A 25,426-nucleotide genomic window follows, 5' to 3' on the forward strand; every position below is an offset into this window, starting at 1 on the left:
CTAGCCTCCTGTCTTGAAATTCTTGTGGCCGGAATCCCGCCCGATCACCAGCAGGTGCCGGTCTCCGTCCGAGCCGGGTACCGATAACGAGTGCCGGGACTTTACCTGCCAACCCGATGGCAGTGCAGCCACCTCATCATCCGGAAACTGGCCTTTCATGGCAAGGAACTCGCCCTCATCCGCCAGCAAATGACCGCACCAGTCGACCAGGTTGTCCAGTGCCGTGAACGCCCGGCTGCTGATCTGCCGGTACTGAATGGCGGGATCACAGCTTTCTGCCCGACCATGAATAATATCCACGTTCTTCAGGCCCAGTTCCAGAACGCACTGGGTCAGGAACCGGGTTTTCTTGCTGTTACTGTCCAGCAGGGTAAAGCGCTTTTGGGGCAAGGCAATGGCCAGGGGAATGCCCGGCAGCCCGCCACCGGCGCCCACATCCAGCAGGTGATCGGCGGTGACGAAAGGCAGGATGCTCAGGCTGTCCAGCAACTGGCGCGACACCATCTCCCGCGGCTCCCGCACCGCGGTCAGGTTGTAAGCGCGGTTCCACTTGTTCAGCAAAGCCAGAAACGCCAGCAGCTGTTGCTGGCAGGCGTCATCAAGCTCCAGTTCAAGATCTGCCAGGCCCTGGGCAAGCTGGCGTTGCCAGAGTGCATCGATCATGGTCGCACTCAGGCGGATTGCTTGCGCAGAAGATCACGCTTCTTGAGATGAACCAGAACCTGGGAAATCGCCGCCGGGGTCACACCCTGGATGCGTGAAGCCTGCGCCACGGTTTCCGGCCGGACTTCCTTGAGCTTCTGTCTTATCTCATTGGACAGGCCGCCGATAGCGTCAAAATCGATGTCGTCCGGCAGGCGGGTGTTTTCATTCCTGCGCAGGCGCTCGATTTCATCGGTCTGACGGGAGATGTAACCCTCGTACTTGATCTCGATTTCCACCTGGTCCGCAACAACGGGATCGTCGGCAATGCCATCTGCCATCCGGGCAATATGGCTGTAGTTGATTTCCGGGCGACGCAGCAGTTCCGCCAGGGTCTGGTCCCGGTTCATGGGCTGGCGCAGATGGTTGTTGGCTGCATCGCCACCCGGGGTACCCGGATGGATTCGCGTGGTTTCCAGGCGATTGCGTTCGGCGGCAATGGCGTCGCGTTTGGTATTGAAAGCCTGCCAGCGATGCTCATCCACCAGCCCCAGCTTGTGGCCGGTTTCGGTCAGACGCAGATCGGCGTTGTCTTCCCGCAGGATCAGCCGGTATTCAGCACGGCTGGTAAACATGCGGTAGGGCTCGGAGGTACCCATGGTGATCAGGTCATCGACCAGTACACCCAGATAGGCCTCGTCACGACGGGGATACCATTCGTCCCGCTCCTGGGCACGCAGTGCCGCGTTGATACCCGCCAGCAGGCCCTGGGCACCGGCTTCTTCGTAGCCGGTGGTGCCGTTGATCTGGCCGGCAAAGTACAGCCCCTGTATGAACTTGGTTTCCAGGGTATGGCGCAGGTCCTGCGGGTTCAGGAAATCGTACTCAATGGCATAACCGGGCCGGGTAATGTGGGCATTCTCGAAACCGGGAATGGTACGCACGGCCGCCAGCTGGATATCAAACGGCAGGCTGGTGGAGATACCGTTGGGGTACAGCTCGTTGGTGGTCAGCCCTTCCGGCTCCACGAATATCTGGTGCGAGTCCTTGTCGGCAAAGCGGTTGACCTTGTCTTCGATGGACGGGCAGTAACGGGGCCCGATGCCTTCGATGTTGCCGGCAAACATGGGCGAGCGGTCAAAGCCGCTGCGGATGATGTCGTGAGTCTGCTCGGTGGTTCGGGTGACATAGCAGCACACCTGCTCGGGGTGCTGCTCGCGGGAACCCAGGAATGACATCACCGGTGCCGGGTCATCGCCCCATTGCTCCTGCATCACGGAAAAATCCACACTGCGGGCGTCGATACGGGGCGGGGTACCGGTTTTCAGGCGCCCGACATTGAATGGCAGCTCACGCAGGCGCTGGGCGAGGGCGTTGGCAGGCGCATCGCCGGCGCGACCACCGGAGTGTTGCTGCATACCGATGTGGATAACGCCACCGAGGAAGGTACCGGTGGTCAGCACCACGGTCGGCGCACGGAAACGGATACCGGACTGGGTCACCACGCCGGTGATGCGTTCACCCTCAACAATCAGGTCATCGGCAGCCTGCTGGAACAGGGTCAGGTTGGGCTGGTTCTCCAGGATTTCTCGAATGGCCGCCTTGTACAGCACCCGGTCCGCCTGGGCACGGGTAGCTCGAACCGCCGGGCCCTTGCGGGAATTGAGCACGCGGAACTGGATACCGGCCTTGTCGGTGGCCATCGCCATGGCGCCACCAAGCGCATCGATTTCTTTCACCAGGTGGCTTTTGCCAATACCACCAATCGCCGGGTTACAGGACATCTGGCCCAGGGTTTCAATGTTATGGGTCAGCAGCAGGGTTCGGGAACCCATGCGTGCAGCCGCCAGCGCGGCTTCAGTGCCGGCATGGCCACCACCAATGACAATTACATCGAATCGGGTCGGATAATCCACAACATCACCTCGGCAAACGGGGTATCAAAAAATTCGGGGTATAAAAAACAGCCTGAAAATCAGGGCGGGGAGTATAACGCCTCACCCGGCAAATTGCAGTCAGAATGTGCAAATTTTAACCAGACTGGATGGCAGGGAAAACCCTGACCCGCCCCCTCAGATAGGTTCGAGGGTTCCACGTCACGTTTCACAGATGGGGGAAAATACGAAATCCGAAAAATTTCAGCGGCTTGTAGAACTCTTCTCAGAAAACTTTTCAAGAAAGTTATCCACATTCCCAGAGTGCCGTCAGAGGGCCTGAAACACCAATTAAGCGCTTGTTTTTAAAAGAGTGTTATAGTTTTAACCAGAGCTTATCCGAAGGTTATCCAATAATTTATCCACAACCTGTCCCGCTTCAGGCCCTGCACATTCAGAATTTATCCATCTCCTTTGATTGCGGCGCGGCAGCTACCCCGCGGCCGCCGGCGGAATGACTGGCCTGTTTCTCGAGTTCAAGCTCAACGGCATTGGTGGACTTGGCGAACCGTGCCAACAAGTTATAGAGCACGGGAATAATGAACAGGGTCAGGGTGGTGGCAAAGATCAGCCCGCCAAGGATGACAATGCCGATGGACGCGCGGCTTTCAGCGCCTGCACCGGTTGCCAGCACAAGCGGCACCGCCCCGAAGACGGTGGAAATCGTCGTCATCAATACCGGACGGAAGCGCAGTATTGCACCTTCCAGGATGGCCTCACGCACTTCGTAACCTTTATCCCGCAGCTGGTTGGCAAACTCCACAATCAGTATCCCGTTCTTGGCCATCAGCCCCAGCAACATGATGATACCTATCTGGCTGTAGATATTCAGAGTAATGCCGGAGAAAAACAGCGCATAGAGCGCGCCGGTCACCGCCAGCGGCACCGAGAGCATGATGATAATCGGGTGAATCCAGCTTTCGAACTGCGCTGCCAGCACCAGGAAGACAATCACGAAAGCCAGCCCGAAAGTAACGTAGATCGCCGCCGAGGAATCCTGGAACTCCCGGCTCAGGCCTTTGTAACTGACCCGTGCCTCAGGCGGCAGGTTATCCACCGCCAGGTTGTTGAGGTAGGTCAGCGCCGAGCCCAGATCATAGCCGTCTGCAAGGGAGCCGCTGATAACCACCGCAGGCAAACGGTCAATCCGCCGCAGATCAGGATTTGCCCCCACTTCTTCAATGGTTACCAGTGCTTCCAGGGGAATCAGGTCGCCACCCTGTCGTGGTCGCACAAATACGCGCCCGAGATCGTTGGGTGTGGCCCGGTCGATTTCCGACGCCTGCACGATAACATCGTACTCCCGGCCACGATCCAGATAGGTCGTTACCTGCCGTGAAGCCAGCATGGTTTGCAGGGTCAGACCCACGTCTTCCACCGTTACGTCAAGATCCGCAGCCCGCTCCCGATCAATGGTGACATTCAGTTCCGGGCGGGTGAGCTCGAAGTCGGTTTCCAGGCTTAGGAGGTTGGGATTTTCCTTCGCCCGTTCAACGATCTCCTCACTCCAGGCCTGCACTGATTCGTAATCCGAGCCACCAATGACAAACTCCACCGGTTGATTGAAGCCGCGCTGGCCCAGGCCCGGGGGATTGACCGCCACGGACCGCACGCCGGGAATACTCTCCAGTTTTCCGCGCAACTCGCTGGTGATTTCCTGCTGCTTGATCTCCCGCTCGTCCCAGGGCGCCAGGCCCATGATCATGAAGGCATTGTCCGCTTCGTTGCGGAACCCGACGATGGAGAGCAGCCGGTTGGCACTGCCGTCCTCCAGGTAGGGCAGCAACAGCTTTTCGGCCTTGAGGACATGGTGGTCGGTGTATTGCACCGTGGAACCCCGAGGTGCGCTGGTAGGCATGATGATGATACCGCGGTCTTCGGTAGGAGCCAGTTCCTGAGGTAGTTTCGGGAATACCACCACCGCCATGATCAGCCCCACCGTACCAAGGCCCAGCAACAGTCCCGGCTGGCGCAGGGAGAACCGCAGGATTCGGGCATAGCCATTGGTAAGCCCGTTAAGGGCTCGCTCGCTGGCAGCCCACAGGCGATGACCTTCTTCGGTTTCGGGACTGTGTTTCAGCCACTTGGAACACAGCATTGGCGTCAGGGTAAGCGCCACGATGCTGGACACCACCACGGCCGCCGCCAGAGTGAAGCCGAATTCGGCAAACAGACGGCCAACGTTGCCCCCCATGAAAGAGATAGGCACGAACACGGCAATCAGCGTCAGGGTGGTGGCAATAACCGCAAACGCCACCTGACGCGCACCACGATAGGCCGCCAACAGGGGCGGTTCACCGTCGTCTATGCGCCGCTGGATGTTCTCAAGCATAACGATGGCATCGTCCACCACCAGGCCGATGGCAAGAATCACCGCCAGCAGGGTCAGCACGTTGATGGAGAACCCGAGCGCGCCCAGACCGATAAACGCCCCGATGACAGCAACCGGTATGGTCACCGCCGGAATCAGTGTCGCTCGCCAGGAACGCAGGAACATGAAGATAACGAGGATGACCAGAGACACTGCAATGGCCAGGGTGACGATAACCTCCTTGATTGAGGCGCGGATAAAGATGGATTCGTCATAGCTTTCAGCGATGGTAACCTCAGGAGGGAGGGTATCGCGGATCCGGTCCAGTTCCGCCCTGACCAAATCCGACACCGCCACGGTGTTGGACTTGGACTGGCGAATGACACCCATACCAATGGCGGTCTGACCGTTGGCCCGCAAGCGGCTGGTGTCAGACTCAACGCCCATCTGCACATTGGCCACCTCGCCGAGTCGCAGCAGATCGTTGCCGTCACGACGAATCACCAGATTGCGGAATTCCTCCACCTCCGACAGGCGTCCCTTGGCGCGCACCGTGAAGTCGCGGGTGGCGGATTCCACCGAGCCGGCGGGCAGTTCCACGTTGTTTGATCGCAGCGCCTGCTCCACTTCCGAGACGGTTATGTCCCGTGCCGCCAGACGCTCCCGGTCCAGCCACACCCGGATGGCATAACGGCGCTCACCGCCAATACGAACATCGGCCACGCCATCAAGTACGGAAAGCCGGTCCGCCAGCACCCGGTCGGCGAAATCGCTGAGCTCGGCACTGTCCCAGACATCACTGCGCAGGGTGATCCACATCATCGGGCGGGCATCGGAATCCGCTTTACTCACCACCGGTGGATCTGCTTCCTCGGGCAGGTCACTGGCCACCCGGGCAACCGCATCCCGGACATCATTGGCAGCAATATCCACATTGCGAGAGGTATTGAATTCGATGGAGGTACGGGACTCACCCTGTTCGGTGCTGGATTCGATGGAGCGAATGCCCTCAATGCCACTGATAGCACCCTCAACCACCTGGGTGATCTGGGTATCCACCACTTCTGCCGCCGCGCCAATGTAATCGGTAGAAATGGAAACCACCGGCGGATCAATGTCTGGGTATTCGCGCACCGGCAGGCCCCGCAGGGCGGCAAGACCGAAAACCAGGATCAAGAGGCTGATAACGGTGGCGAAAACCGGCCGTTTGATGGAAATGTCCGAGAGAATCATGGATCAGGACTCCCGGGACCTGGCAAATCGGTTTTCCGGAATCGCCTTGTCGTCATCCACCACATCAATACGCTCGCCACTGCTGAGGCGGTCCTGGCCGGTGATTATCACCCGGTCCTCCCGGGACAGTCCCGCGGACACTTCCACCCAGCCCGGGGACCTCGAGCCCAGGGCGACTGAGACCCGGCGGGCAACACCATCCTCTGCAATAAAGACATACTTGTCGGCACCGCGAATCATCACCGCCTGCTCGGGGATCACCAGCGCTTCCCGTTCCCGCAGGGTCAGGTTAGCGCCCATGAACTGCCCCGGGCGCAGTTTGCCATCGGGATTGTCGATCACCGCCCGCACCGGTAACGTTCGGCTGAGTTCGTTGATCCGCGTGCCCAGTTCCACCAGTTCACCCTTGAAACTCTCATCGGGATAAGCCGGCGAGGTTCCACGAACCCTCTGCCCGATCTGTATCTGGCCGAGAAAGCGCTCGGGTATGGAAAAGCCCAGCTCCATGCGATCTGTTGAATCGAGGGTGGCAACCGAGGTTCCGGCAGCAAGATAGGTACCGAGGCTGATATCGCTGAGACCGATCACACCCTCAAAAGGCGCTTCAATCCGGTGGTTGTCGAGACGGATCCGGGCTGATTCCCGCTGGGCCTCAGCCACATCCATGGCCGTGCGGAGCTCATCCACCTGGGACCGGGAAATACTGTTGTTGGCCTGCAGCCGTTGTGCCCGTTCAAACTGACGCCGGGCATCCGCCAGGGTGGCTTCCGCCACCTGCAGATCGGCCCTGGCCTGACGATCATCAAGGCGAAGCAACAACTGGCCGCGACTGACCCGCTTGCTGCTGTCGAGGTTCATTTCCACCACGCGGCCGCTAACCTCGGTAGTCAGTTCAACCTGCTCAAGGGCCCGCAGGTTACCGACGGCGTTTACGGAATCCCGTACCAGCTCCATGCCGGGGCTGATCGCGTTCACCTTGCTTGCGCGGCGTTCCGTCTGTGCACTCTCAGAGTCTTCCTGGGCCAAGTAGTGCCAGGAAAAAGCGCCTCCAGCGGCCAGGACTACCAGTACCAGGGCGATCAGCCATTGCTTAACCATAATCGTCTCATTCAGAGTGTTGTTACTTCCTGCTGATCACCAGCACAATTTCGCCCACTTCGATTCCCCACTTACTCATGGTGGTCTGGTTAATCAATGTGTCGGGTGTGATCAGGTACATCCAGTCATCCATGCGGACGTCAATGGTGCCGTCACCGTATGACACCCGCAGGACATAATTCATATTGATGGCGTTACCCTGCCATCGCATGGTGCCTGGCTCCACCACATCCCCGGCATCAGCGTGCAGGGCACCGTTGTCCGGTGTCAGCGTCCAGACCCGGGTCTGCACCTCGCCATCGTCAAAGCGGAATTCTTCATCCAGCGTGCCAACACCGTTGCTGTCCCAGCTGGCGGAAATATCCGCATCAAACGTACGGATCACCTCGCCTGAGAAATTCTTGACCACCCCCCGGGCGTAAAGTTCGCCGGTGAAGAATTCCTGGGGCGTCAGTACCGGCTCACGATCCTTGTAGTCTTCCAGCGCTGGCCCGGCACAGCCAACGAGCAGGGCTGTGGATAACAATAACCACAGACAGCGGGGCAAACCAGTAATGGCCATCAATCCGGCTGAACTTTGCATGACTTTTACACTCCTGGACGGTTCGGAATCGGTTACGGGCTCCACAAATACGCCAGCCGCATCGTTATCGATCATTACCGAACCCGCCCTGACCAGCTCCGTCATTTCAGCCAATTGTCCATTCTGACACCGGCAATAGCGATTTCCGTCAATGGCAGGTTGCCGGCAATGCCGTAAAACATAAAGCAACGGAAGGCTGATGACCTTCGCCAACGCTGCAAACAGAACCACAGAGGTATTGCCATGCCGGTTTACAAGGCGCCCCTGCGCGACATGAAATTTCTGCTCAACGAGGTGTTCGACTACCCCGGACACTATACCCGGCTCCAGAGCGGCGAAAACGCCACCCCCGATATCGTTGACGCCATACTCAACGAGTGCGGCCGGTTTTGTGAAGAGGTGCTGAGCCCGCTCTACCAGAGCGGTGACGAAGAAGGCTGTAACCTGGAAAATGGTGAAGTTACCACCCCGAAGGGCTATCCCGAGGCCTATCAGCAATACGCCATGGGCGGGTGGCAGGGTCTCTCAGCACCGGAGGAATATGGTGGTCAGGGTCTCCCCGCTTCCATGGGACTGTTAAAACAGGAAATGATGGGAACCGCCAACTGGCCTTTCTCCATGTACCCCGGCCTGTCCATGGGCGCCATGAACACCATTTTCCTCCACGGCAGTGAGGAACAGAAACAGGCTTACCTGACACCGCTTACCGAAGGCCGCTGGGGTGGCACCATGTGCCTCACGGAACCCCAGTGCGGCACGGATCTCGGACAGATCAGAACCAGAGCGCAGCCTCAGAAAGATGGCAGCTACAAGCTTTCCGGTACCAAGATTTTTATTTCGTCCGGTGACCATGACCTGACCGAAAACATTGTCCACATTGTGCTGGCGCGTTTACCCGACGCTCCCAAGGGCACCCGGGGTATCAGCCTGTTTATCGTGCCCAAATTCCTGCCGGACGGTGACGGTGATGTTGGCGAGCGCAACGGTGTGACCTGCGCCAGTCTGGAAAAGAAAATGGGCATCAAGGCGTCGGCCACCTGTGTACTGAATTTCGACGACGCCACCGGCTTTCTGATCGGCCCGGAGAACGAAGGCCTGAACTGCATGTTCACCTTTATGAACACCGCCCGTATCGGTACCGCCATCCAGGGTGTGGGGCCGGCGGAGCTGTCTTACCAGTGGGCTCTGGCCTACGCCAAAGAGCGCCGCTCCATGCGGGCGCTGTCTGGCAAAAAAGAACCGGACCAACCAGCAGATGCGCTTATTCACCACGCCGACGTTCGCCGTATGTTGCTGACCCAGAAAGCCATCGCCGAGGGAGGCCGAGCGATGCTGTATTACGCCGCCCGCCTGGCGGACCATATGGTGGAAGGCCACACCACCGGCGACGACAAAAAGGCCGAGGCCTACGACGACAAGCTGGGCTTCCTTACCCCGATATTGAAAGGCTTCTTGACCGAACTGGGTAATGAAGCCGCCAACCTGGGCGTACAGGTTTTCGGCGGCCACGGTTACATCCGTGAACACGGTATGGAGCAGATTGTCCGGGACACCCGTATTGCCACACTTTATGAGGGCACCACCGGTATCCAGGCACTGGACCTGTTGGGCCGTAAGGTATTGCTGATGACCCGGGGCGGGGCAGTCAGGGAGTTCACCCTCAGGGTTGCCAACTTTGCCCGCAAGACCCTGACTGATAAACGGGTGCGTCCTTTCGCCGTAGAGTTGCTCAAACTGACCGCCCAGTGGAATCTGTTGACGGTTCGCCTGATGCTGGCCGCCCGCAAGGACCGCGACATGGTCAGCTCGGCCGCCAATGACTTCCTGATGTACAGCGGTTACGTCACCATGGCTTACATGTGGGCTCGCATGGCCGCCGTCGCCTCCGACAAACTCGACAAGGGCGGGGCCGACTCGGAAGAGTTCTATCGCGCCAAGCTGGCGACGGCGGAATTCTACTATGAGCGTCTGTTGCCCAGAGCCCAGGCCCATGCCACCAGCATGCTCAGCCCCAGCAAAAACCTGATGCAGCTGGGTGCGGAGGATATGAGTTTTATCGGCTAAACGTTCTGGGCATGCCGAAATAATCTCCCTGAGAAAAGTCGATGCCCAAATCGCATACCCGCTCCTGAACGGCCTCATTGTGGACAAATTCAGCCACCGTGCGGATGTTGAGGCTGCGGGCAAACTGGACAATGCCGCTGGTCACAAGAAACGCGGTGTGATCCTCATGAAGGTTGCAGATCAGGCTGCCGTCGATTTTTATGTAGTCGACGTTCAGGCTCAGCAAGTGGGAAAAATTGGAGTAGCCGGTGCCAAAATCATCAATGGCAATGTGACAGCCGAAAGGCTTTACCTGTTCGATAAAGTGACGGATTTCATCGTAATTGGTAATACCGTCGGATTCCAGAATCTCGAATATCACCCGGTTGCCGATGCCGTAATGGTCCAGTGCCTCCAGTATCCGGCTCACAGTTTCTGAATCGGTGATGTCGCCGTATGAGAGATTGATAGAAAACTCCTCATCCCGATGGGAAAAACACGCGAAACACTTCTCGATCATTAACACCGTGATTCTGCGATTCAGACGCAAACGATCGGCAATTTTCACGAACTGGCCAGCACTGATCACACGTCCGTCCGGCTCCACCATCCGCACCAGACATTCGTATTTGGTCACACGCTGCTGCTGATTGTCGTGAATTGGCTGGAACCAGGGCACCAGGCGGTCATCGTCAATAGCCGCTTTCAGCCGGTTGGCCCAGTAGAGGTTGGCCTCGTAATTCTCTTCAACTCCCACCGACGGGTCGTATAGCAGATGATGGCGGTTCTGCTCCCGGGCCTGCAGCACCGCCACCTTGGCCTGGCTGACCAGTTGGTCGGCGGCATCCCCACTCTTCCGGTTTCTTCTGACGGCCATTCCGATCGTGACGTCCAGGGTCAGTGGCTGCTGCTGCCAATATATCCGCTCTCCATTAACCAGGTGGCGTAGTTGCCCGGCCAACTCGTGGATGGGTTGCTCTTCAAGCAACGGAACGAGAATTGCGAACTCGTCACCCGGTAGCCGGTAAACCCGCAACACATCCCGTGCCTGCTCATGATTGAAAGCCGTCAAACGCGTGGCAATTGCCAGCAATACATGGTCACCACAGACATTACCGAACAGGCTGTTGATTTCGTTAAAACGGTCCAGATTGATGATCAACAGTGAGACACCACCACGGGTCTGCAAATCCCGTAACAGGCGTACCCGATTGGGCAATCCGGTAAGCTCGTCGGTGTAGGATGCCTGCAGTTCCCGGATCAGCTGGATAATCCGGTACAGCAGGTACAGGCTCAGAAGCAGCATCGCTGAAACGGTACCGACGAGAATACGCTGGTTGGTCCGCTCCATGGGCCGCAGTACTGCATTGATCTCATCCACTGGCACGCCGGCGCCGTAGACCATGCCACCGGCCGTGGCGGCATAATACAGCTCGTAGGCATCATCACCCACCGTGAGCTTGCGGGTGGTAAGGGCTCTGGCTCCAAAATCGGTATCGCCTGCCAGTTCAAGCGCAAGAATGGCATCAATCAGAGCCTGCTCCTCCCGGGTATCCTCACCTTTGCTGAGGCTCGACAGATTGCGGTTGTTCCTGTCGTTGAGAAAAGTAAAGCTGTGCTCGGTGACGGTGATGCGACTGACAACCTCTATGATCTGTTCAGCTGTCCAGGCCGTTGTTGCCAAACCCAGCAGATTGCTCCGCGGGTCGTACATCGGGCTTGCCAGGGTCAGTACTACGCGTTCGGTGTTGAGATCGTAATAGATCGCGGACCAGTATACTTCGCCTGCGTTGTCCGGAGTCGATGCCCATTCTGACCCGAGGGTGCGACTGAACCAGGCTGCATTACGGTAGTTCCGGAGCCGGCTTTCCATATCCAGCCGTTTCAGCGCCGGGTCATCAGCGTTCCGGATAAAGTACGGCATATAACCCTCGCCGGGGCCAGAAAAGACACCGGGTTCAAACCACACGCCGCCGCCGGCGGCCCCCTCAAAATCCTGCAAATGGTCTCTGAGGGCGTTTTCCAGACGGGCCCGGAGAATGGAACGGTCAGTCTCGGACAGATCGCTCTCTGCCAGTGAATGAAAGCTCTCTCCGACATTTGCCAGAGTCGTTGTATAACCGGCCAGTGCTGACTGACGTGCGTTGATGCGCATCAGACCGGCACTGACGACTTCATGAATCTGCTGACGCCGGAGCTCGGACAGCGCTTCCTGAGAGTAATTGAGGTTCAGGCGGGACAGCAACATCATGCCGGCCACAAAGACCAGTATCAACAGGCCCAATAACCACATGACCGACTGTCGGGAAGACGGGTTTTTCCAGTAAGGCGGGCGGCGGGGAAACGTTCCCGGCATGAAAAGATATCCTTCGGCGGAGAATCAGGTACCGTCGGCGGGTGTTTGTTCCCGGTAACGCTCAAGCGCTAGGCGGGCGTCCTTATGCCCCAGGTCAGCTGCCTTGTCATACCAGTATACGGCCTGCTCCGGATTTTGCTCGACTCCACGTCCGGACGCATACATCTGGCCCAGAAGATAGGATGCCGGGCCCGATACCAGCGCCGCTTTTTGCGCCCATTCCAGGGCACCGGCGTAATCTTCAAAGGCGTGGGCAATCATTGCCATATTTGCCTGGGAGCGTGGATCTCCGTTCTCGGCAAATTCGCGGCAGGCTACCTTCGCAGCACTGAAGTTGCGAATGGTGGTCAGCAGGTAACAGTCACTGAGTGACTGTTCGCGTACTTTTTCGGGCTGGGGGTCGGGCCTGGAGCTTTCTTCGTTGTCATCGGCAACAGCCACCGTTGGCGGTGGTTCGTTTTGCTGATTCTGCTTTACCCGCTCGGCAAACGCATTCACGTCGGCCGGGCAGGAATAGTTATATCCGGCACGGTAGCGGGAAAGTGTCTGTTCTGTCGCTGGTTCACCGGCATAATCTTCGGCAATAACCTGGCAGCGGCGATCCCGTTCATGCCGGATTTGCGTGATCACTGGTTCATGATCGGCGTTATCACCATGCGCTTTCAGGTAATCCGTAAGCGGGTCGATATAGGGCTGGGCAAACAGTGCCTGACGCTGACGCTCGTAAGGTTCTTCTTCAGGTTGGGTAACGATCGTCTCTACCGGTTCCTCGGCCCGGGTCTGATCATCCGGCCACGCTTCGAACAAACGTTCGCTATCGATGCCAGCGCATCCCGACAGGATCAATATGGTCAGAACAGAAATATACCAACGATGCATTGAAACCTTTTAGCCGTTTTCGGCAATGGAGCGTCCAGTCTCATGTGGAGGAGCACTGACTCAAAGGTTTCCCTGTGCTTATTTACCTATACAAAAGCTACTGAAGATCTTACCAAGCAACTCATCCGGTGTCATCGCACCGGTAATTTCTCCCAGGGCATCCTGGGCGGCCCGCAGGTCCTCTGCCAGCAGCTCGCCGGCGCCGAAGCCCTGCAACTGCGCTTCGCCCTGGCGCATGAAGTCCTGTGCCCGTTCCAACGCATCCAGATGACGGCGCCGGGCAATAAAGCCCCCCTCCGTGGTACTGGCAAACCCCATACACTGCTTCAGATGGTCCCGCAAAACCTCAAGTCCATCGGCGGATCGGGCGGCGATGCGGATAACGGGTGCCGCCTCCGCATCTGGCTGCTCAAAACCGACAGATTCACCTGTCAGATCCACCTTGTTCCGGATCACCGTCAGGGGAGCACTCTGAGGCAGCTGGTCAATGAAGTCCGGCCATAACCGGTGAGGCTCGGTTTCCGGTGTGGTGGTGGCATCCACCATCAGCAGTATGCGGTCGGCCTGGCGGATTTCTTCCCAGGCCCGGGCAATACCGATCTGTTCCACTTCATCAGGGCTGTCCCGCAGGCCAGCGGTATCAATAATGTGCAGGGGCATGCCATCGATATGAATGTGTTCCCGCAGAACATCCCGGGTTGTGCCCTCCACCGCCGTAACAATGGCCGCTTCTCGCCCTGCCAGGGCATTAAGCAGGCTGGATTTACCGGCGTTGGGGCGGCCGGCAATCACCACTTTCATGCCATCCCTGAGAATCGTGCCTTGCTGGGCTTCCGCCAGAATAACCTGTAAATCCTGAATAATCGTCTGCAGATCCTTGGCGACCTTGCCATCGGCCAGGAAATCGATTTCCTCTTCGGGAAAATCAATGGCGGCTTCAACGTAGATACGGAGGTGAGTAACCGCTTCCACCAGGGCGTCGATGCGGCGGGAAAACACGCCCTGTAATGACCGGACAGCGCAGCGCGCCGCCTGTTCGGAACTGCTTTCGATCAGGTCGGCGATGGCTTCTGCCTGAGTCAGGTCGAGTTTGTCGTTGAGGAAGGCCCTTTCGGAAAACTCACCGGGCCGGGCGAGGCGGGCTCCCAGTTCACAGACGGTTCTCAATAGCAGGTCCAGGATAACGGTACCGCCGTGTCCCTGGAGCTCAAACACATCCTCGCCGGTAAACGAATGCGGGTTGGGGAAAAACAGTCCTATACCCTCATCAATCAGCTCACCATCGGAATCCAGGAACGGCCCGTAGTGGGCATAGCGGGGCTTCGGCTTGAAACCCAGCATTTGGCGGGCAATGGCCGCTGCCTCCGGACCGGACACACGCACAATTCCCACACCGGACTGGCCCGGCGCAGTGGCAATGGCGGCAATGGTATCGGTGGCATTGAACATCTTGTTGTCCCCTGAAACAACAGAGGCCCCTTGAAGGAGCCTCTGTGATTACTGGTCTGGATTGCGCCTGATCAGCTCTTCTTGGTGGCCATTTCCGCTTCAATCTTGCGGGTAATGTACCACTGCTGGCTGATGGAGAGGATGTTGTTAACGAGCCAGTACAGTACCAGACCTGCCGGGAACCACAGGAAGAAGACCGTAAAGACCAGCGGCATCATCTTCATGATCTTGGCCTGCATCGGGTCCGGCGGTGTCGGGTTCAGGCTCATCTGCAGCATCATGCTGGCACCCATCAGGATCGGCAGGATGAAGTAGGGGTCCATCACTGACAGATCGTGAATCCACAGCATAAAGGGCGCGTGGCGCAGTTGCACGCTCTCGAACAGAACCCAGTACAGGGAAATGAACACCGGCATCTGTACCAGTATCGGCAGGCAGCCGCCAAGGGGGTTTATCTTTTCCCTTTTGTACAGAGCCATCATTTCCTGGGACATCCGTTGCCGGTCGTCACCGTAGAGTTCTTTCAATCGGGTCAGCTGTGGAGCGACTGCCCGCATTCTTGCCATCGAGCGATAGCTGGTGGCCGAGAGTTTGAAGAACACCGCCTTGACCAGAACTGTCAGCAGTATGATCGCAACACCCCAGTTGCCCACCAGGCCATAGAACCAGTCAAGAATGATGAACAGTGGTAATGCGATGAAGAACAGGAAACCGAAATCGACCGTGCGGTCCAGGTTCGGAGCCACGTTCTCCAGTCGTTCAATGATCTTGGGTCCGACATAGGCGCGGGCAGATACCTCCGCGGTTTCTCCAGGCTCGACCTGTGTGGCGGGATAGACAAACCCCATTACATGAAGTTGCCCGCGCTGCGTGGACTGGAACTGTGCGGGTTGATCCCGTTCCGGTATCCAGGCGGCCAGAAAGTAGTGCTGGAGGAACGCCAGCCAGCCATTGGTGACTGACTGATTAACCGGTTCTTCTGTCAGATCATCAAAATCGTACTTCTCATAGGGGTCTTCCGGGGTGCTGACAACCATACCCAGAAACGCCCTGATACCCAGGCTGTTCTGTGCTGTCGGATCCGGAGCCTGATCCCTGACGATCTTGCCGGTCATGTTGGCTTTCCAGACATCGTCTGACTGGTTATTGATCAGATAGCGTACATCGATCTCATAGCTGTCACGGGCAAACCGGTACTGTTTGGTAATTTCCACATTGTTATCGGTGGAGTAGGTCAGATCTACCGTCAGCGAGTCTTCGCCATCCTGGAGCTGGTATTCGGTTGCAGAGACATCGTAGACCGGTGCACCACCGTTACGTTTGCTGTCGATGCCATCGCGGCCAATGAGACCGCTTTCCATGATGTAGGTGCGTCTATTGGTATTGGTCAGGATCCGCAGGGACTCTTTGCTGTCCAGAGAACGGTCATACTGGAGCAGGGAACTCTCGATCAGGTTACCGCCCACCCGGTCTATCTTCAGTTCATAGACGTCGGTGCGAACCGTAATCAGTTGGTCACTGACATCAACCGAACCATTGTCGGTTGCTGCAATAGCCTGGCTCTCACCTTCCGGTGTCGTGAACTCTTCACCGGAGACGCCAGAGCCGCTTGCCGCTTCTGCCGGCAGTGTCATGTCTTCGCCATCACCGGATAGGGTGCCGGCACTGGTCTGTTCGGCAACCTGCTCTGTTTGCGGCTGGTTATAGTCTTCGTTCCAGGCAAGCACCATCATATAACTGACAATGGCAAGGCCGGCAAATAATACAACGCGTTGAATATCCATAAACTTACTGTTTGGTCTGGTTAGTGTTATGGGTTTGGCTGGCCGGCCCGCAGCAGGTGGTAGGCATTACCTCGCTGCAGACTTCAGTGCCCGGAACGGGATCATACCCGCCTTTTGCCCACGGATGACACCTCAGAAGGCGTTTCACGGAAAGAAAAAGGCCTTTAACAGCGCCATGGGCGGTTATGGCTTCGACAGCATATTGCGAACAGGTTGGATAGTGACGGCAGTGGCTGGCCATCATCGGGCTGATTGCGTACTGGTAGACTCGGATGGGCAGGAGCAACAGTTTGCGCATTAACCCGTTCCTTTTCTTCTGAGACGCGACCAGAGCTCCGTCAGGATAGCATTGAGCGTTGCGTTATCCAGCTCTGCCAGCCCTCGCCGCCCCAGTACTACGATGTCCATCGCAGGGTAGTCAGTCTGGTGCCTGAAGGTTTCCCGAACCCGGCGCTTAACGCGATTGCGCTGCACAGCGAGTTTAAGATTCTTCTTTGAAAACACCAGGCCGATCCTGGCGTGTCCCAGAGTATTGGGTGTCGCCAGGATCAGAAAATTCCGATGCGGAACCCTGATTTGAACGTCATCGAAGACTTTGCCGTAATCACCTGGTTTGAGCAGCCGGGACGATTTTGGAAAGGTCAAAGCCTTCATCAGGCGGTCAATGTCTTACGCAGACAGACGGGCACGGCCCTTTGCACGGCGACGGGAGATAACCTTGCGGCCGTTGGCAGTCGCCATGCGGGCACGGAAACCGTGAACGCGCTTACGCTTCAGTACGCTTGGTTGAAACGTTCTTTTCATGGTGTCGATCTCACATTACGGGGTATTGGAAATTCAATGATTGACTGGAAAATGATCAGCCAAAACAGGAGCGGCATTCTATGCAATGTGGGAGAGGAATTCAATGCTTATCGAATGCGCCATTCGCTTATCCGGATTGGGGTCGAGCGGGGCGGTCGTGTAATAGATTCAGTAGGTCTTTTTTAATCTCTTTAAGGATTATTATTACTGTTATTACACAAGCTGTTTTCTGTGGACAAGGCCGGAAATGTTAGCGGTAATAGTCAATTGGGCGATTCACAAGACGGTTGACAAGTACCACTGAACCCTGTGGATAAGCGTGGCAGGAAATGTGGGTAAGATCGGTGCCTGTCATGCGGGTGAGTTATCCACTGTCTGATTGGGGGTTGTGCACAGGGTTGGGGCCGGTTTGCGAACAGGGGGCTGTGGGTAACTTTCGGTGCATTGTTTTCTGTACACAAGCCTGTAGGTAAGTCTGTAAAAAATTGAAAATAAACAATTTAAATTTCCACAGGCTGTTTATTAAATTGTTTTGACCCTTTCACTTGAGGGGGGCTCAGGTTAGAATCTTCGGTCATCTCTCTCATCGGGTCCTGGAGATCCGTTACGAGTAATTTCTGAGGCATCGGAGGCAATGCTGTCGTGCCGAATAATATCTGGCATCAGTGTCTGGAAGTACTCCGGGACGAGTTTCCCGCTCAGCAATTCAACACCTGGCTCAGGCCCTTGCAGTCTGATCACCGCGAGGGCCAGTTGATGCTGTTTGCGCCAAACCGCTTTGTGATGGACTGGGTTAACGAGAAATACCTCAGACGAATTGAAGAAGTATTGAAAGATCTTCACGGAGGCCAGGCCCCGTTGGTGAATATGAAAGTGGGTTCGGCACCTAAAATGGCGGACCTGGTGGTTCGTTCGGAAACAGCGGCTAGCGGGGCGGCGTCCGAACAGGAAGGCTCCAGTACGGTGACGGAAGAGGAAAGGGGCATTGCGGCCACGGCAAACCCACGGTCTGCAAAGCTAAAAAGCGGGGATAATCGCCGCTCGGTGCAGGTGGAAGGGGATATCAAGCACCAGAGCTTTCTCAATGAAGGCTTTACCTTTGATACCTTCGTGGAGGGCAAATCCAACCAGCTTGCCAGGGCGGCATCCATGCAGGTTGCGGAAAATCCCGGTGGCGCCTATAACCCGTTGTTTCTCTATGGTGGCGTGGGCCTCGGTAAAACCCACCTGATGCATGCCATTGGCAACGATATCGTGCGTCGCAATCCCAGGGCAAAGGTAGCGTATCTGCGTTCGGAGCGGTTTGTGGCGGATATGGTCAAGGCGCTGCAGCTTAACGCGATCAATGAGTTCAAGCGGTATTACCGGTCTGTGGATGCCCTGCTGATTGATGACATCCAGTTTTTTGCCCGCAAGGAACGTTCCCAGGAAGAATTTTTCCATACCTTCAATGCGTTGCTTGAAGGCGGGCAGCAAGTCATCGTTACCTGTGACCGTTTTCCGAAAGAAATTGTGGATATGGAAGAGCGGCTCAAGTCCCGATTTGGCTGGGGCCTCACGGTAATGGTCGAGCCGCCGGAACTGGAAACCCGGGTTGCGATACTGATGAAAAAGGCTGAGCAGGTAAACGTGAAACTCAGTAGCGAAGCGGCCTTTTTTATTGCCCAGAAGATCCGGTCAAATGTCCGGGAGCTAGAAGGGGCGCTACGTCTGGTGATAGCGAATGCTCACTTCACCGGTTCGGAAATTACTCCACCGTTTATTCGTGAGAGCCTCAAGGACTTGCTGGCGCTGCACGAAAAACAGGTGAGTATCGATAATATTCAACGCACGGTGGCAGAGTACTACAAGATCAAGGTGTCCGATCTGTTGTCGAAACGACGCACTCGTACGATCACCCGCCCACGGCAGGTTGCCATGTCTCTTTCCAAAGAGCTCACCAATCACAGCCTGCCGGAAATAGGTGATGCGTTTGGTGGCCGTGATCACACCACGGTGCTGCACGCTTGCAAGAAGATTGTGGAACTCCAGGAGACAGATCCCGGTATCCGCGAGGATTATCAGAACTTTATGCGGTTGCTTACAACCTGACCGGTTCTGTGAACAACCAATAAACATTCACCTTCCAATAAAAGAATGCTGAGTGCCATGAAACTGACGATCAGCCGAGAATCCCTGCTTACCCCGCTGCAGTCCATAGCTGGTGTGGTGGAACGAAAACAGACAATGCCGGTACTGTCCAACGTGTTGCTGGTGGCGGAAGACAATTCCCTGACCCTTACCGGAACCAATATGGAAGTGGAACTGGTGGGACGTGTGTCCCCGGTGCATGTGGACCAGCCGGGGCGTATAACTGTTCCGGCGCGGAAGTTGTCCGATATCTGCCGAGCGCTGGGCGAGGAGTCTCCCATCGAACTGGCTCTGGAAGGCGATCGGTTGCACCTGCGATGTGGCGCCAGCCACTTCACCCTGTCGACGCTGCCTGCAGAGCATTTTCCCAATGTCGAGGACGAAGCGGAAAGCTTCCGGCTTGAGCTCCCCCAGAAGGAACTCAGCCGAATGTTCGATGCTACGGCCTTTGCCATGGCGCAACAGGATGTCCGTTACTATCTCAACGGCCTGTTGCTGGAAGTGGACAAGGATCATGTCCGCACGGTGGCGACAGATGGCCATCGCCTTGCCATGGCGCATTTCGATCTGCCCACCGGGTGCCCCGAGCCCAGGCAGGTGATCGTGCCCCGTAAGGGTGTGCTGGAGCTCTCCCGACTGCTGGACGATGTGGAAACGCCGGTTACCCTGGTGATCGGGGATAACCATCTGCGAGCGACGGTCGGCTCCTACACGTTTACCTCCAAGCTGATCGAGGGCAAATTTCCCGACTACAACCGGGTCATTCCCCGTGGTGGCGACAAGGTCGTATTGGCGGATCGGGCCACGCTCAAGAATACCCTGCAGCGCGCCGGGATTCTTTCCCATGAAAATATCCGCGGTGTGCGGCTGAACCTTGCGCCCAATGAGTTGCAGGTGTTCGCCAACAACCCGGATCAGGAACAGGCCGAAGATGCATTGCCGGTGGAGTATCAGGGCGAATCACTGCAGATCGGATTTAATGTAGGCTACCTGGTGGATGTTATGAACGCGCTGGAGGAAGACCAGGTGAAGATTACCCTGGCAAACCCCAACAGCAGCGCGTTGATAGAAGCGCAGAATGACAACCGCTGCCTTTACGTTGTGATGCCGATGCGGCTCTAGCAGACAATGTTTACGGAATAAGGAAGAAAACATGGGAACGGTGACGAACAGTCTCAAGGGTGCCTTTCGAATCGGTCAGACTATGTCCGTACTCGGGCGAGCCGGTGCGAATTGGGTTCGTGGCGACCGTCCGCCTGCTCCGCGGTTACTCAGGCAGACGTTTGAATCTCTGGGAGCGACCTATATCAAACTGGGTCAGTTCATTGCCAGTTCACCCACCTTCTTTCCCAAGGAATACGTTGAGGAATTCCAGCATTGCCTGGACCGCACGCCTAATCTGCCGTTCAGCGTGATCAGGAAGATCATCCGGGATGAACTCGGGCGTCCCCTTGAAGAGGTGTATTCCGATATTGATCCGGTGGCGCTGGCCTCGGCTTCCATCGCGCAGGTTCACGCTGCAAAGCTGGTTACCGGCGAAGACGTGGTGATCAAGGTACAGAAACCCGGTGTGGAAAATATTCTGCTCACGGATCTGAATTTCCTGTACCTGTCCGCGAGGATTCTGGAAACGCTGGCTCCCAAACTGTCCTGGACGTCGTTGTCCGGCATCGTCGAGGAAATCCAGCGCACCATGATGGAAGAGTGTGACTTCATCAAGGAAGCCAATAATCTCAAGGTGTTCCGGGAATTCCTGCTCAACACCCACAACGAGGACGCCACTGTTCCGGTGGTGTATGAAAGCTGTAGCACCCGACGGATCCTCACCATGGAGCGGTTCCATGGTGTTCCGCTGACCGACCTGGAAAGTATCCGGGGTTACGCGCGGGATCCGGAGCGAACTCTGATCACCGCCATGAATACCTGGTTCTCAAGCCTGACCCAATGTGAGTTTTTTCACGCCGATGTCCATGCCGGCAACCTGATGGTATTGAAGGATGGCAGAGTCGGCTTTATCGACTTCGGCATTGTTGGCCGGATCCGTCCGGATACCTGGCAGGCCGTCAGCGATTTTATTTCATCTGTGATGGTCGGAAACTTTGATGGCATGGCAGACGCCATGATCCGTATCGGTATTACTCATCAGAAGGTTCAGGCCAGTGAATTGGCTAACGACCTTCGTCGCCTCTACCAGCAAATGGACACGATGGTGCCGGACGAAGTGCCGTATCAGCCTGATCAGGCCGAAGACGACGTCAACAATATCCTGATGGATATGGTGCGGATCGGCGAGGGTCACGGGCTGCATTTCCCACGGGAATTCGCCTTGCTGCTTAAACAGTTCCTGTACTTCGACCGTTACGTTCACATACTGGCGCCGGAAATGGACGTCTTCATGGACGAGCGGCTGACGATGTTGCATTAATCGCGTTCATCAACAAGGTTTTGTACACTGGGGCAGCGTCGCCGAATGGCACGCTGCCTTTTTTGTTCCGTCTCCAGGCTGATAACTTATCGTGACTTATGGCGCTCGTTAAACTGCAAACGGAACATTTCCGCAACCTCTCTCCCGCACCGGTCAGCTTCTCTCCTTCGATCAATCTTCTGTACGGTGAAAACGGCAGTGGAAAAACCAGTGTGCTGGAGGCCATTGGTTATCTTGGTCTTGGGCGATCATTTCGTGTGGGCCGGCACCAGGCGGTGGTCAGTCATGGTCAGCAGAAGCTCACGGTTTTCGGTGGCCTGGATATGGGAATGGCGGACGGCGGTCGCTCGGTGCCCGGCGAGCTCAGCCATCGCGTAGGCATCTCCCGGGATGTGTTGGCAAAGGAGACAACGCTTCGTGTGGATGGTGAGGCGGTGAGGAATCTTTCATCGCTGGCATTGCACCTTCCGGTGTCGGTGATCGATCCAGGTGTATTCGATATTGTGGCAGGTGGGCCCGGCAAACGACGACAGTTTCTTGATTGGGCGGTGTTCCACGTGGAACATTCCTTTGCGTCGGTCTGGCAACAGTGTCAAAGAGTCACATCACAGCGGAATCAAATCCTCAGAACTGGTAGAATAGACGATGCTCTGATGAAGGTCTGGGACTCACAGTACACGGAGTTGGCAGAGCGTCTGACAAAAGCACGGAAAGAAACCTTTCGTCTGTTCACAACGGCCTTTGATAGCTTGCTCGGCGAGATAGACGCGCCGTGGGTAGATGGGCTTAAGCTCGACTTTTATGCGGGCTGGGATTCATCGAAATCCCTGTTTGATGTGTTAAAGGCCCATCGCGAACAGGAACGGAAAATGGGTCATACGTTGTATGGTCCCAATCGTGCCGATATACGGTTGCGATTCCAGGGTCGCCCGGTGTCAGAAACCTTCTCCAGGGGTCAACAAAAGACTCTGGTCATATTGATGAAGATTGCTCAGGGCATGGTACTGAGCAATCTCGGTAAACAGGTCACATTTCTGCTGGACGACATCAATGCAGAACTGGATGTGGGGCACCGGGCCATGCTTGCCCAGAAGCTCTACGAATTACGATGTCAGGTTTTTCTGACATCGATAGAGCCGCCCCGACCTGAAGAGCTATGGCAGAACACCATGCCGGAATACCGATTGTTCCACGTGGAACATGGAAAATTGACGGAAGAATAGAATAAGGCCCGGATGATCCATCTTCATGCCTCTGAATCAGAGGCAATGGCTTCAGCCCGGGAAATCACCCTTCAGGAGTGCCCTAATGAGCGAATCGATTTACAATTCCTCCAGTATCAAGGTATTGAAAGGACTGGACGCGGTGCGGAAACGGCCCGGCATGTACATTGGTGATACCGATGACGGTACCGGACTGCACCACATGGTCTTTGAGTTGGTGGATAACTCCATTGACGAAGCGCTGGCCGGGCACTGTTCTGAAATCGGAGTGATCATTCATCCGGACGAGTCAGTCACGGTGAAGGATAACGGCCGTGGTATTCCTGTTGACCTTCACGAGGAAGAGGGAGTGTCGGCAGCGGAAGTAATCATGACCGTTCTCCATGCCGGCGGTAAGTTCGACGACAACAGCTATAAGGTCTCCGGCGGCCTGCACGGTGTTGGTGTCTCCGTGGTAAACGCCCTGTCCTCTTCGCTTACCCTCACCATCCGTCGTGACGGCAAGGTGTATGAGCAGGTCTACAACGGCGGCGTTCCGAAGGCGCCTCTGGGTGTGGTGGGTGATACTGATGCCAGTGGCACCAAGGTTCACTTCATTCCCTCGCCTGAAACCTTCACCAGCATCGAATTTCATTGGGATATCCTGGCCAAACGTTTGCGGGAATTGGCGTTTCTGAACAGTGGCGTGCGTATCCGCCTGCAGGATGAACGTTCCGGTAAAGAGGAAGTGTTCGAATATGAGGGTGGCCTGCGGGCGTTTGTTGAGCACCTGAACTCAAACAAGACGCCAATCAACCGGGTGTTCCATTTTATCAAGGAGCGCGAAGACGGCATCGTTGTTGAAGTTGCCATGCAGTGGAACGACGCCTTCCAGGAGAACATCTACACGTTCACCAACAATATCCCCCAACGGGACGGTGGTACTCACCTGGCGGGCTTCCGTGCTGCCCTGACCCGTTCGCTGAATAATTACATCGAGCATGAAGGCCTGGGCAAGAAGGCCAAGGTCAGCACCTCCGGTGACGATGCCCGGGAAGGCCTGACCGCGATTATCAGCGTAAAGGTGCCGGACCCCAAGTTCTCCTCGCAGACCAAGGACAAACTGGTCTCTTCCGAGGTCAAAACGGCAGTCGAGCAGGAGCTATACCAGTCGTTTGCAGAATATCTGCAGGAGCAGCCTAACGAAGCCAGGCTGATCGTCAACAAGATGATCGACGCTGCCCGTGCTCGTGAAGCCGCGCGCAAGGCACGGGACATGACCCGTCGCAAGGGCGCCCTGGACATCGCTGGGCTGCCTGGCAAGCTGGCAGACTGTCAGGAAAAAGACCCGGCTCTCTCCGAACTGTTCATTGTGGAGGGTGACTCTGCCGGCGGCAGTGCCAAGCAGGGTCGTGACCGCAAAACCCAGGCTATCCTGCCGCTCAAAGGCAAAATCCTGAACGTCGAGAAAGCACGCTTTGACAAGATGCTGTCATCCGTGGAGGTGGGTACACTGATCACCGCGCTGGGCTGTGGTATCGGCCGGGAAGAGTTCAACCCGGAGAAACTTCGCTATCACTCCCTGATTATCATGACCGATGCGGACGTGGATGGCTCTCACATCCGTACGCTGCTGCTCACCTTCCTGTTTCGCCAGATGCGGGAAATCATCGAGCGTGGCCACGTATTTATTGCCATGCCGCCGCTTTACAAGGTCAAGCGGGGCAAGCAGGAACAGTATCTGAAGGATGAAAAGGCCAAGGAAGCCTACCTGACCCAGACAGCACTGGAAGGCGCCCAGCTTTATGTGAACCCGGAAGCACCGGCGCTAAAGGATTCCGCACTGGAAACCATGGTCAAGGATTACCAGGCCGTGATGGCGATGATTGATCGCCTGTCCCGGGCGTATCCTGCCAAAGTGCTTCAGCAGATGCTGGATAACGTCACCCTGAAGCCGGAAGACCTGAAGAGCGAAGAAGCGGTTGCCCGCTGGGTCGGCCGCCTGGGAGATGGCCTGCAGCTGGATACCCGCACGGGTACCAAGTACACCTTCTCGGTGGAAAAGGATCCCGAACGGAATCTCTACCTGCCGAAAGTGGTTATCTATGTGCATGGTATTCCCCATAACCACGTCTTCAGCCATGACTTCTTCGAGTCTTCCTCCTATGGCGCCATCGCGCGGATGGGCGAAACGCTTGATGGCCTGATCGAAGAAGGTGCCTATATCCAGCGTGGCGAGCGCAAACAGGCGGTATTGTCCTTCGCCGGTGCCCTGGAGTGGTTGATGAAGGAAGCCCAGCGCGGCCTGAACATCCAGCGCTACAAGGGATTGGGCGAGATGAACCCGGAGCAGTTGTGGGAGACCACCATGGACCCGGAAACACGTCGCATGATGAAGGTAACCATCGAGGATGCCATTGCCGCAGACCAGATTTTCACAACCCTTATGGGCGACGATGTGGAGCCGCGACGGTTGTTCATCCAGAACAACGCACTGGAAGTGACCAACCTGGATATCTGATGCTACAAAGCCAGGATATCAAGGTACCCTGA

The 25,426-nt window shown here is 56.5% G+C and carries 18 protein-coding genes; 6 read left to right on the forward strand and 12 right to left on the reverse strand.

The annotated features are described in order from the left end of the window. The 5 genes from rsmG to FDP08_RS12600 form a co-directional block, all read right to left on the reverse strand. Positions 1-663 carry a 16S rRNA (guanine(527)-N(7))-methyltransferase RsmG gene (rsmG, locus tag FDP08_RS12580; RefSeq protein ID WP_137436487.1) on the reverse strand — a complete coding sequence of 221 codons (663 nt, stop codon included), beginning with the start codon at positions 661-663 and terminating at the stop codon, positions 1-3. 8 nt (positions 664-671) lie between these two features. After that, positions 672-2,558, reverse strand: coding sequence for a tRNA uridine-5-carboxymethylaminomethyl(34) synthesis enzyme MnmG (gene mnmG, locus FDP08_RS12585; protein ID WP_137436488.1), 1,887 nt, complete (start codon positions 2,556-2,558; stop codon positions 672-674). A 412-nt stretch (positions 2,559-2,970) separates the two neighbouring features. Then, a complete protein-coding gene (locus tag FDP08_RS12590; RefSeq protein WP_137436489.1) occupies positions 2,971-6,120 on the reverse strand; it encodes an efflux RND transporter permease subunit in 3,150 nt (1,049 codons plus the stop codon). A gap of 3 nt (positions 6,121-6,123) precedes the next feature. Then, positions 6,124-7,218 carry an efflux RND transporter periplasmic adaptor subunit gene (locus FDP08_RS12595; RefSeq protein ID WP_137436490.1) on the reverse strand — a complete coding sequence of 365 codons (1,095 nt, stop codon included), beginning with the start codon at positions 7,216-7,218 and terminating at the stop codon, positions 6,124-6,126. Positions 7,219-7,240: 22 nt separating this feature from the next. Further along, positions 7,241-7,780 carry a DUF3833 domain-containing protein gene (locus tag FDP08_RS12600; RefSeq protein WP_137437323.1) on the reverse strand — a complete coding sequence of 180 codons (540 nt, stop codon included), beginning with the start codon at positions 7,778-7,780 and terminating at the stop codon, positions 7,241-7,243. A gap of 264 nt (positions 7,781-8,044) precedes the next feature. On the opposite strand from FDP08_RS12600, the gene FDP08_RS12605 reads away from it, so the two are divergent. After that, complete coding sequence (locus FDP08_RS12605; protein ID WP_137436491.1) at positions 8,045-9,865, forward strand: acyl-CoA dehydrogenase C-terminal domain-containing protein; 1,821 nt, start codon at positions 8,045-8,047, stop codon at positions 9,863-9,865. Here the strand turns inward: FDP08_RS12605 and FDP08_RS12610 are convergent. The 7 genes from FDP08_RS12610 to rpmH all read right to left on the reverse strand — a co-directional run bounded on the left by FDP08_RS12610 (position 9,855) and on the right by rpmH (position 17,116). Further along, on the reverse strand, positions 9,855-12,200 hold the full coding sequence (locus tag FDP08_RS12610) for a bifunctional diguanylate cyclase/phosphodiesterase (RefSeq protein ID WP_228263298.1): 2,346 nt from the start codon (positions 12,198-12,200) through the stop codon (positions 9,855-9,857). The two genes, FDP08_RS12605 and FDP08_RS12610, sit on opposite strands and share 11 nt — an antisense overlap. Positions 12,201-12,224: 24 nt before the next feature. Then, the gene (locus FDP08_RS12615; RefSeq protein ID WP_137436492.1) at positions 12,225-13,079 is read right to left on the reverse strand and encodes a tetratricopeptide repeat protein; all 855 of its coding nucleotides are present in this window, start codon (positions 13,077-13,079) and stop codon (positions 12,225-12,227) included. A 78-nt stretch (positions 13,080-13,157) separates the two neighbouring features. Then, entirely contained in the window at positions 13,158-14,528 is a 1,371-nt protein-coding gene (mnmE, locus tag FDP08_RS12620) for a tRNA uridine-5-carboxymethylaminomethyl(34) synthesis GTPase MnmE (RefSeq protein ID WP_137436493.1), read from the reverse strand. A gap of 71 nt (positions 14,529-14,599) precedes the next feature. Next, complete coding sequence (gene yidC / locus FDP08_RS12625) at positions 14,600-16,312, reverse strand: membrane protein insertase YidC (protein WP_137436494.1); 1,713 nt, start codon at positions 16,310-16,312, stop codon at positions 14,600-14,602. Positions 16,313-16,316: 4 nt separating this feature from the next. Beyond that, a complete protein-coding gene (gene yidD / locus FDP08_RS12630; RefSeq protein WP_137436495.1) occupies positions 16,317-16,610 on the reverse strand; it encodes a membrane protein insertion efficiency factor YidD in 294 nt (97 codons plus the stop codon). Continuing rightward, positions 16,610-16,966 carry a ribonuclease P protein component gene (rnpA, locus tag FDP08_RS12635; protein WP_137436496.1) on the reverse strand — a complete coding sequence of 119 codons (357 nt, stop codon included), beginning with the start codon at positions 16,964-16,966 and terminating at the stop codon, positions 16,610-16,612. Before rnpA ends, yidD begins: the two co-directional genes overlap by 1 nt. Positions 16,967-16,981: 15 nt before the next feature. Then, positions 16,982-17,116: a 50S ribosomal protein L34 gene (rpmH, locus tag FDP08_RS12640; RefSeq protein WP_008172542.1), complete on the reverse strand. Its 135-nt coding sequence runs from the start codon at positions 17,114-17,116 to the stop codon at positions 16,982-16,984. Positions 17,117-17,758: 642 nt separating this feature from the next. Between rpmH and dnaA the strand changes: the two genes are divergently transcribed. The 5 genes from dnaA to gyrB all read left to right on the forward strand — a co-directional run bounded on the left by dnaA (position 17,759) and on the right by gyrB (position 25,394). Further along, positions 17,759-19,207, forward strand: a complete 1,449-nt coding sequence (gene dnaA, locus FDP08_RS12645; protein ID WP_137436497.1) for a chromosomal replication initiator protein DnaA — start codon at positions 17,759-17,761, stop codon at positions 19,205-19,207. 57 nt (positions 19,208-19,264) lie between these two features. Next, positions 19,265-20,368 carry a DNA polymerase III subunit beta gene (dnaN, locus tag FDP08_RS12650; RefSeq protein ID WP_137436498.1) on the forward strand — a complete coding sequence of 368 codons (1,104 nt, stop codon included), beginning with the start codon at positions 19,265-19,267 and terminating at the stop codon, positions 20,366-20,368. Between the two features lie 31 nt (positions 20,369-20,399). Next, positions 20,400-21,671: an ABC1 kinase family protein gene (locus tag FDP08_RS12655; protein ID WP_137436499.1), complete on the forward strand. Its 1,272-nt coding sequence runs from the start codon at positions 20,400-20,402 to the stop codon at positions 21,669-21,671. Positions 21,672-21,769: 98 nt separating this feature from the next. Then, positions 21,770-22,894, forward strand: coding sequence for a DNA replication/repair protein RecF (gene recF, locus FDP08_RS12660; RefSeq protein WP_137436500.1), 1,125 nt, complete (start codon positions 21,770-21,772; stop codon positions 22,892-22,894). A gap of 85 nt (positions 22,895-22,979) precedes the next feature. After that, positions 22,980-25,394 carry a DNA topoisomerase (ATP-hydrolyzing) subunit B gene (gene gyrB / locus FDP08_RS12665; RefSeq protein ID WP_137436501.1) on the forward strand — a complete coding sequence of 805 codons (2,415 nt, stop codon included), beginning with the start codon at positions 22,980-22,982 and terminating at the stop codon, positions 25,392-25,394. Positions 25,395-25,426: the final 32 nt, after the last annotated feature.

The organism is Marinobacter panjinensis (assembly GCF_005298175.1).
Lineage (GTDB): Bacteria > Pseudomonadota > Gammaproteobacteria > Pseudomonadales > Oleiphilaceae > Marinobacter > Marinobacter panjinensis.

Coding starts and splice junctions, on each gene's coding strand:
- rpmH (WP_008172542.1), bottom strand. CDS start 17,116: ATGAAAAGAACGTTTCAACCAAGCGTACTGAAGCGTAAGCGCGTTCAC.
- FDP08_RS12590 (WP_137436489.1), bottom strand. CDS start 6,120: ATGATTCTCTCGGACATTTCCATCAAACGGCCGGTTTTCGCCACCGTT.
- FDP08_RS12595 (WP_137436490.1), bottom strand. CDS start 7,218: ATGGTTAAGCAATGGCTGATCGCCCTGGTACTGGTAGTCCTGGCCGCT.
- FDP08_RS12655 (WP_137436499.1), top strand. CDS start 20,400: ATGGGAACGGTGACGAACAGTCTCAAGGGTGCCTTTCGAATCGGTCAG.
- FDP08_RS12605 (WP_137436491.1), top strand. CDS start 8,045: ATGCCGGTTTACAAGGCGCCCCTGCGCGACATGAAATTTCTGCTCAAC.
- yidD (WP_137436495.1), bottom strand. CDS start 16,610: ATGCGCAAACTGTTGCTCCTGCCCATCCGAGTCTACCAGTACGCAATC.
- dnaN (WP_137436498.1), top strand. CDS start 19,265: ATGAAACTGACGATCAGCCGAGAATCCCTGCTTACCCCGCTGCAGTCC.
- rsmG (WP_137436487.1), bottom strand. CDS start 663: ATGATCGATGCACTCTGGCAACGCCAGCTTGCCCAGGGCCTGGCAGAT.
- FDP08_RS12610 (WP_228263298.1), bottom strand. CDS start 12,200: ATGCCGGGAACGTTTCCCCGCCGCCCGCCTTACTGGAAAAACCCGTCT.
- FDP08_RS12615 (WP_137436492.1), bottom strand. CDS start 13,079: ATGCATCGTTGGTATATTTCTGTTCTGACCATATTGATCCTGTCGGGA.
- gyrB (WP_137436501.1), top strand. CDS start 22,980: ATGAGCGAATCGATTTACAATTCCTCCAGTATCAAGGTATTGAAAGGA.
- mnmE (WP_137436493.1), bottom strand. CDS start 14,528: ATGTTCAATGCCACCGATACCATTGCCGCCATTGCCACTGCGCCGGGC.
- rnpA (WP_137436496.1), bottom strand. CDS start 16,966: ATGAAGGCTTTGACCTTTCCAAAATCGTCCCGGCTGCTCAAACCAGGT.
- FDP08_RS12600 (WP_137437323.1), bottom strand. CDS start 7,780: ATGGCCATTACTGGTTTGCCCCGCTGTCTGTGGTTATTGTTATCCACA.
- yidC (WP_137436494.1), bottom strand. CDS start 16,312: ATGGATATTCAACGCGTTGTATTATTTGCCGGCCTTGCCATTGTCAGT.
- recF (WP_137436500.1), top strand. CDS start 21,770: ATGGCGCTCGTTAAACTGCAAACGGAACATTTCCGCAACCTCTCTCCC.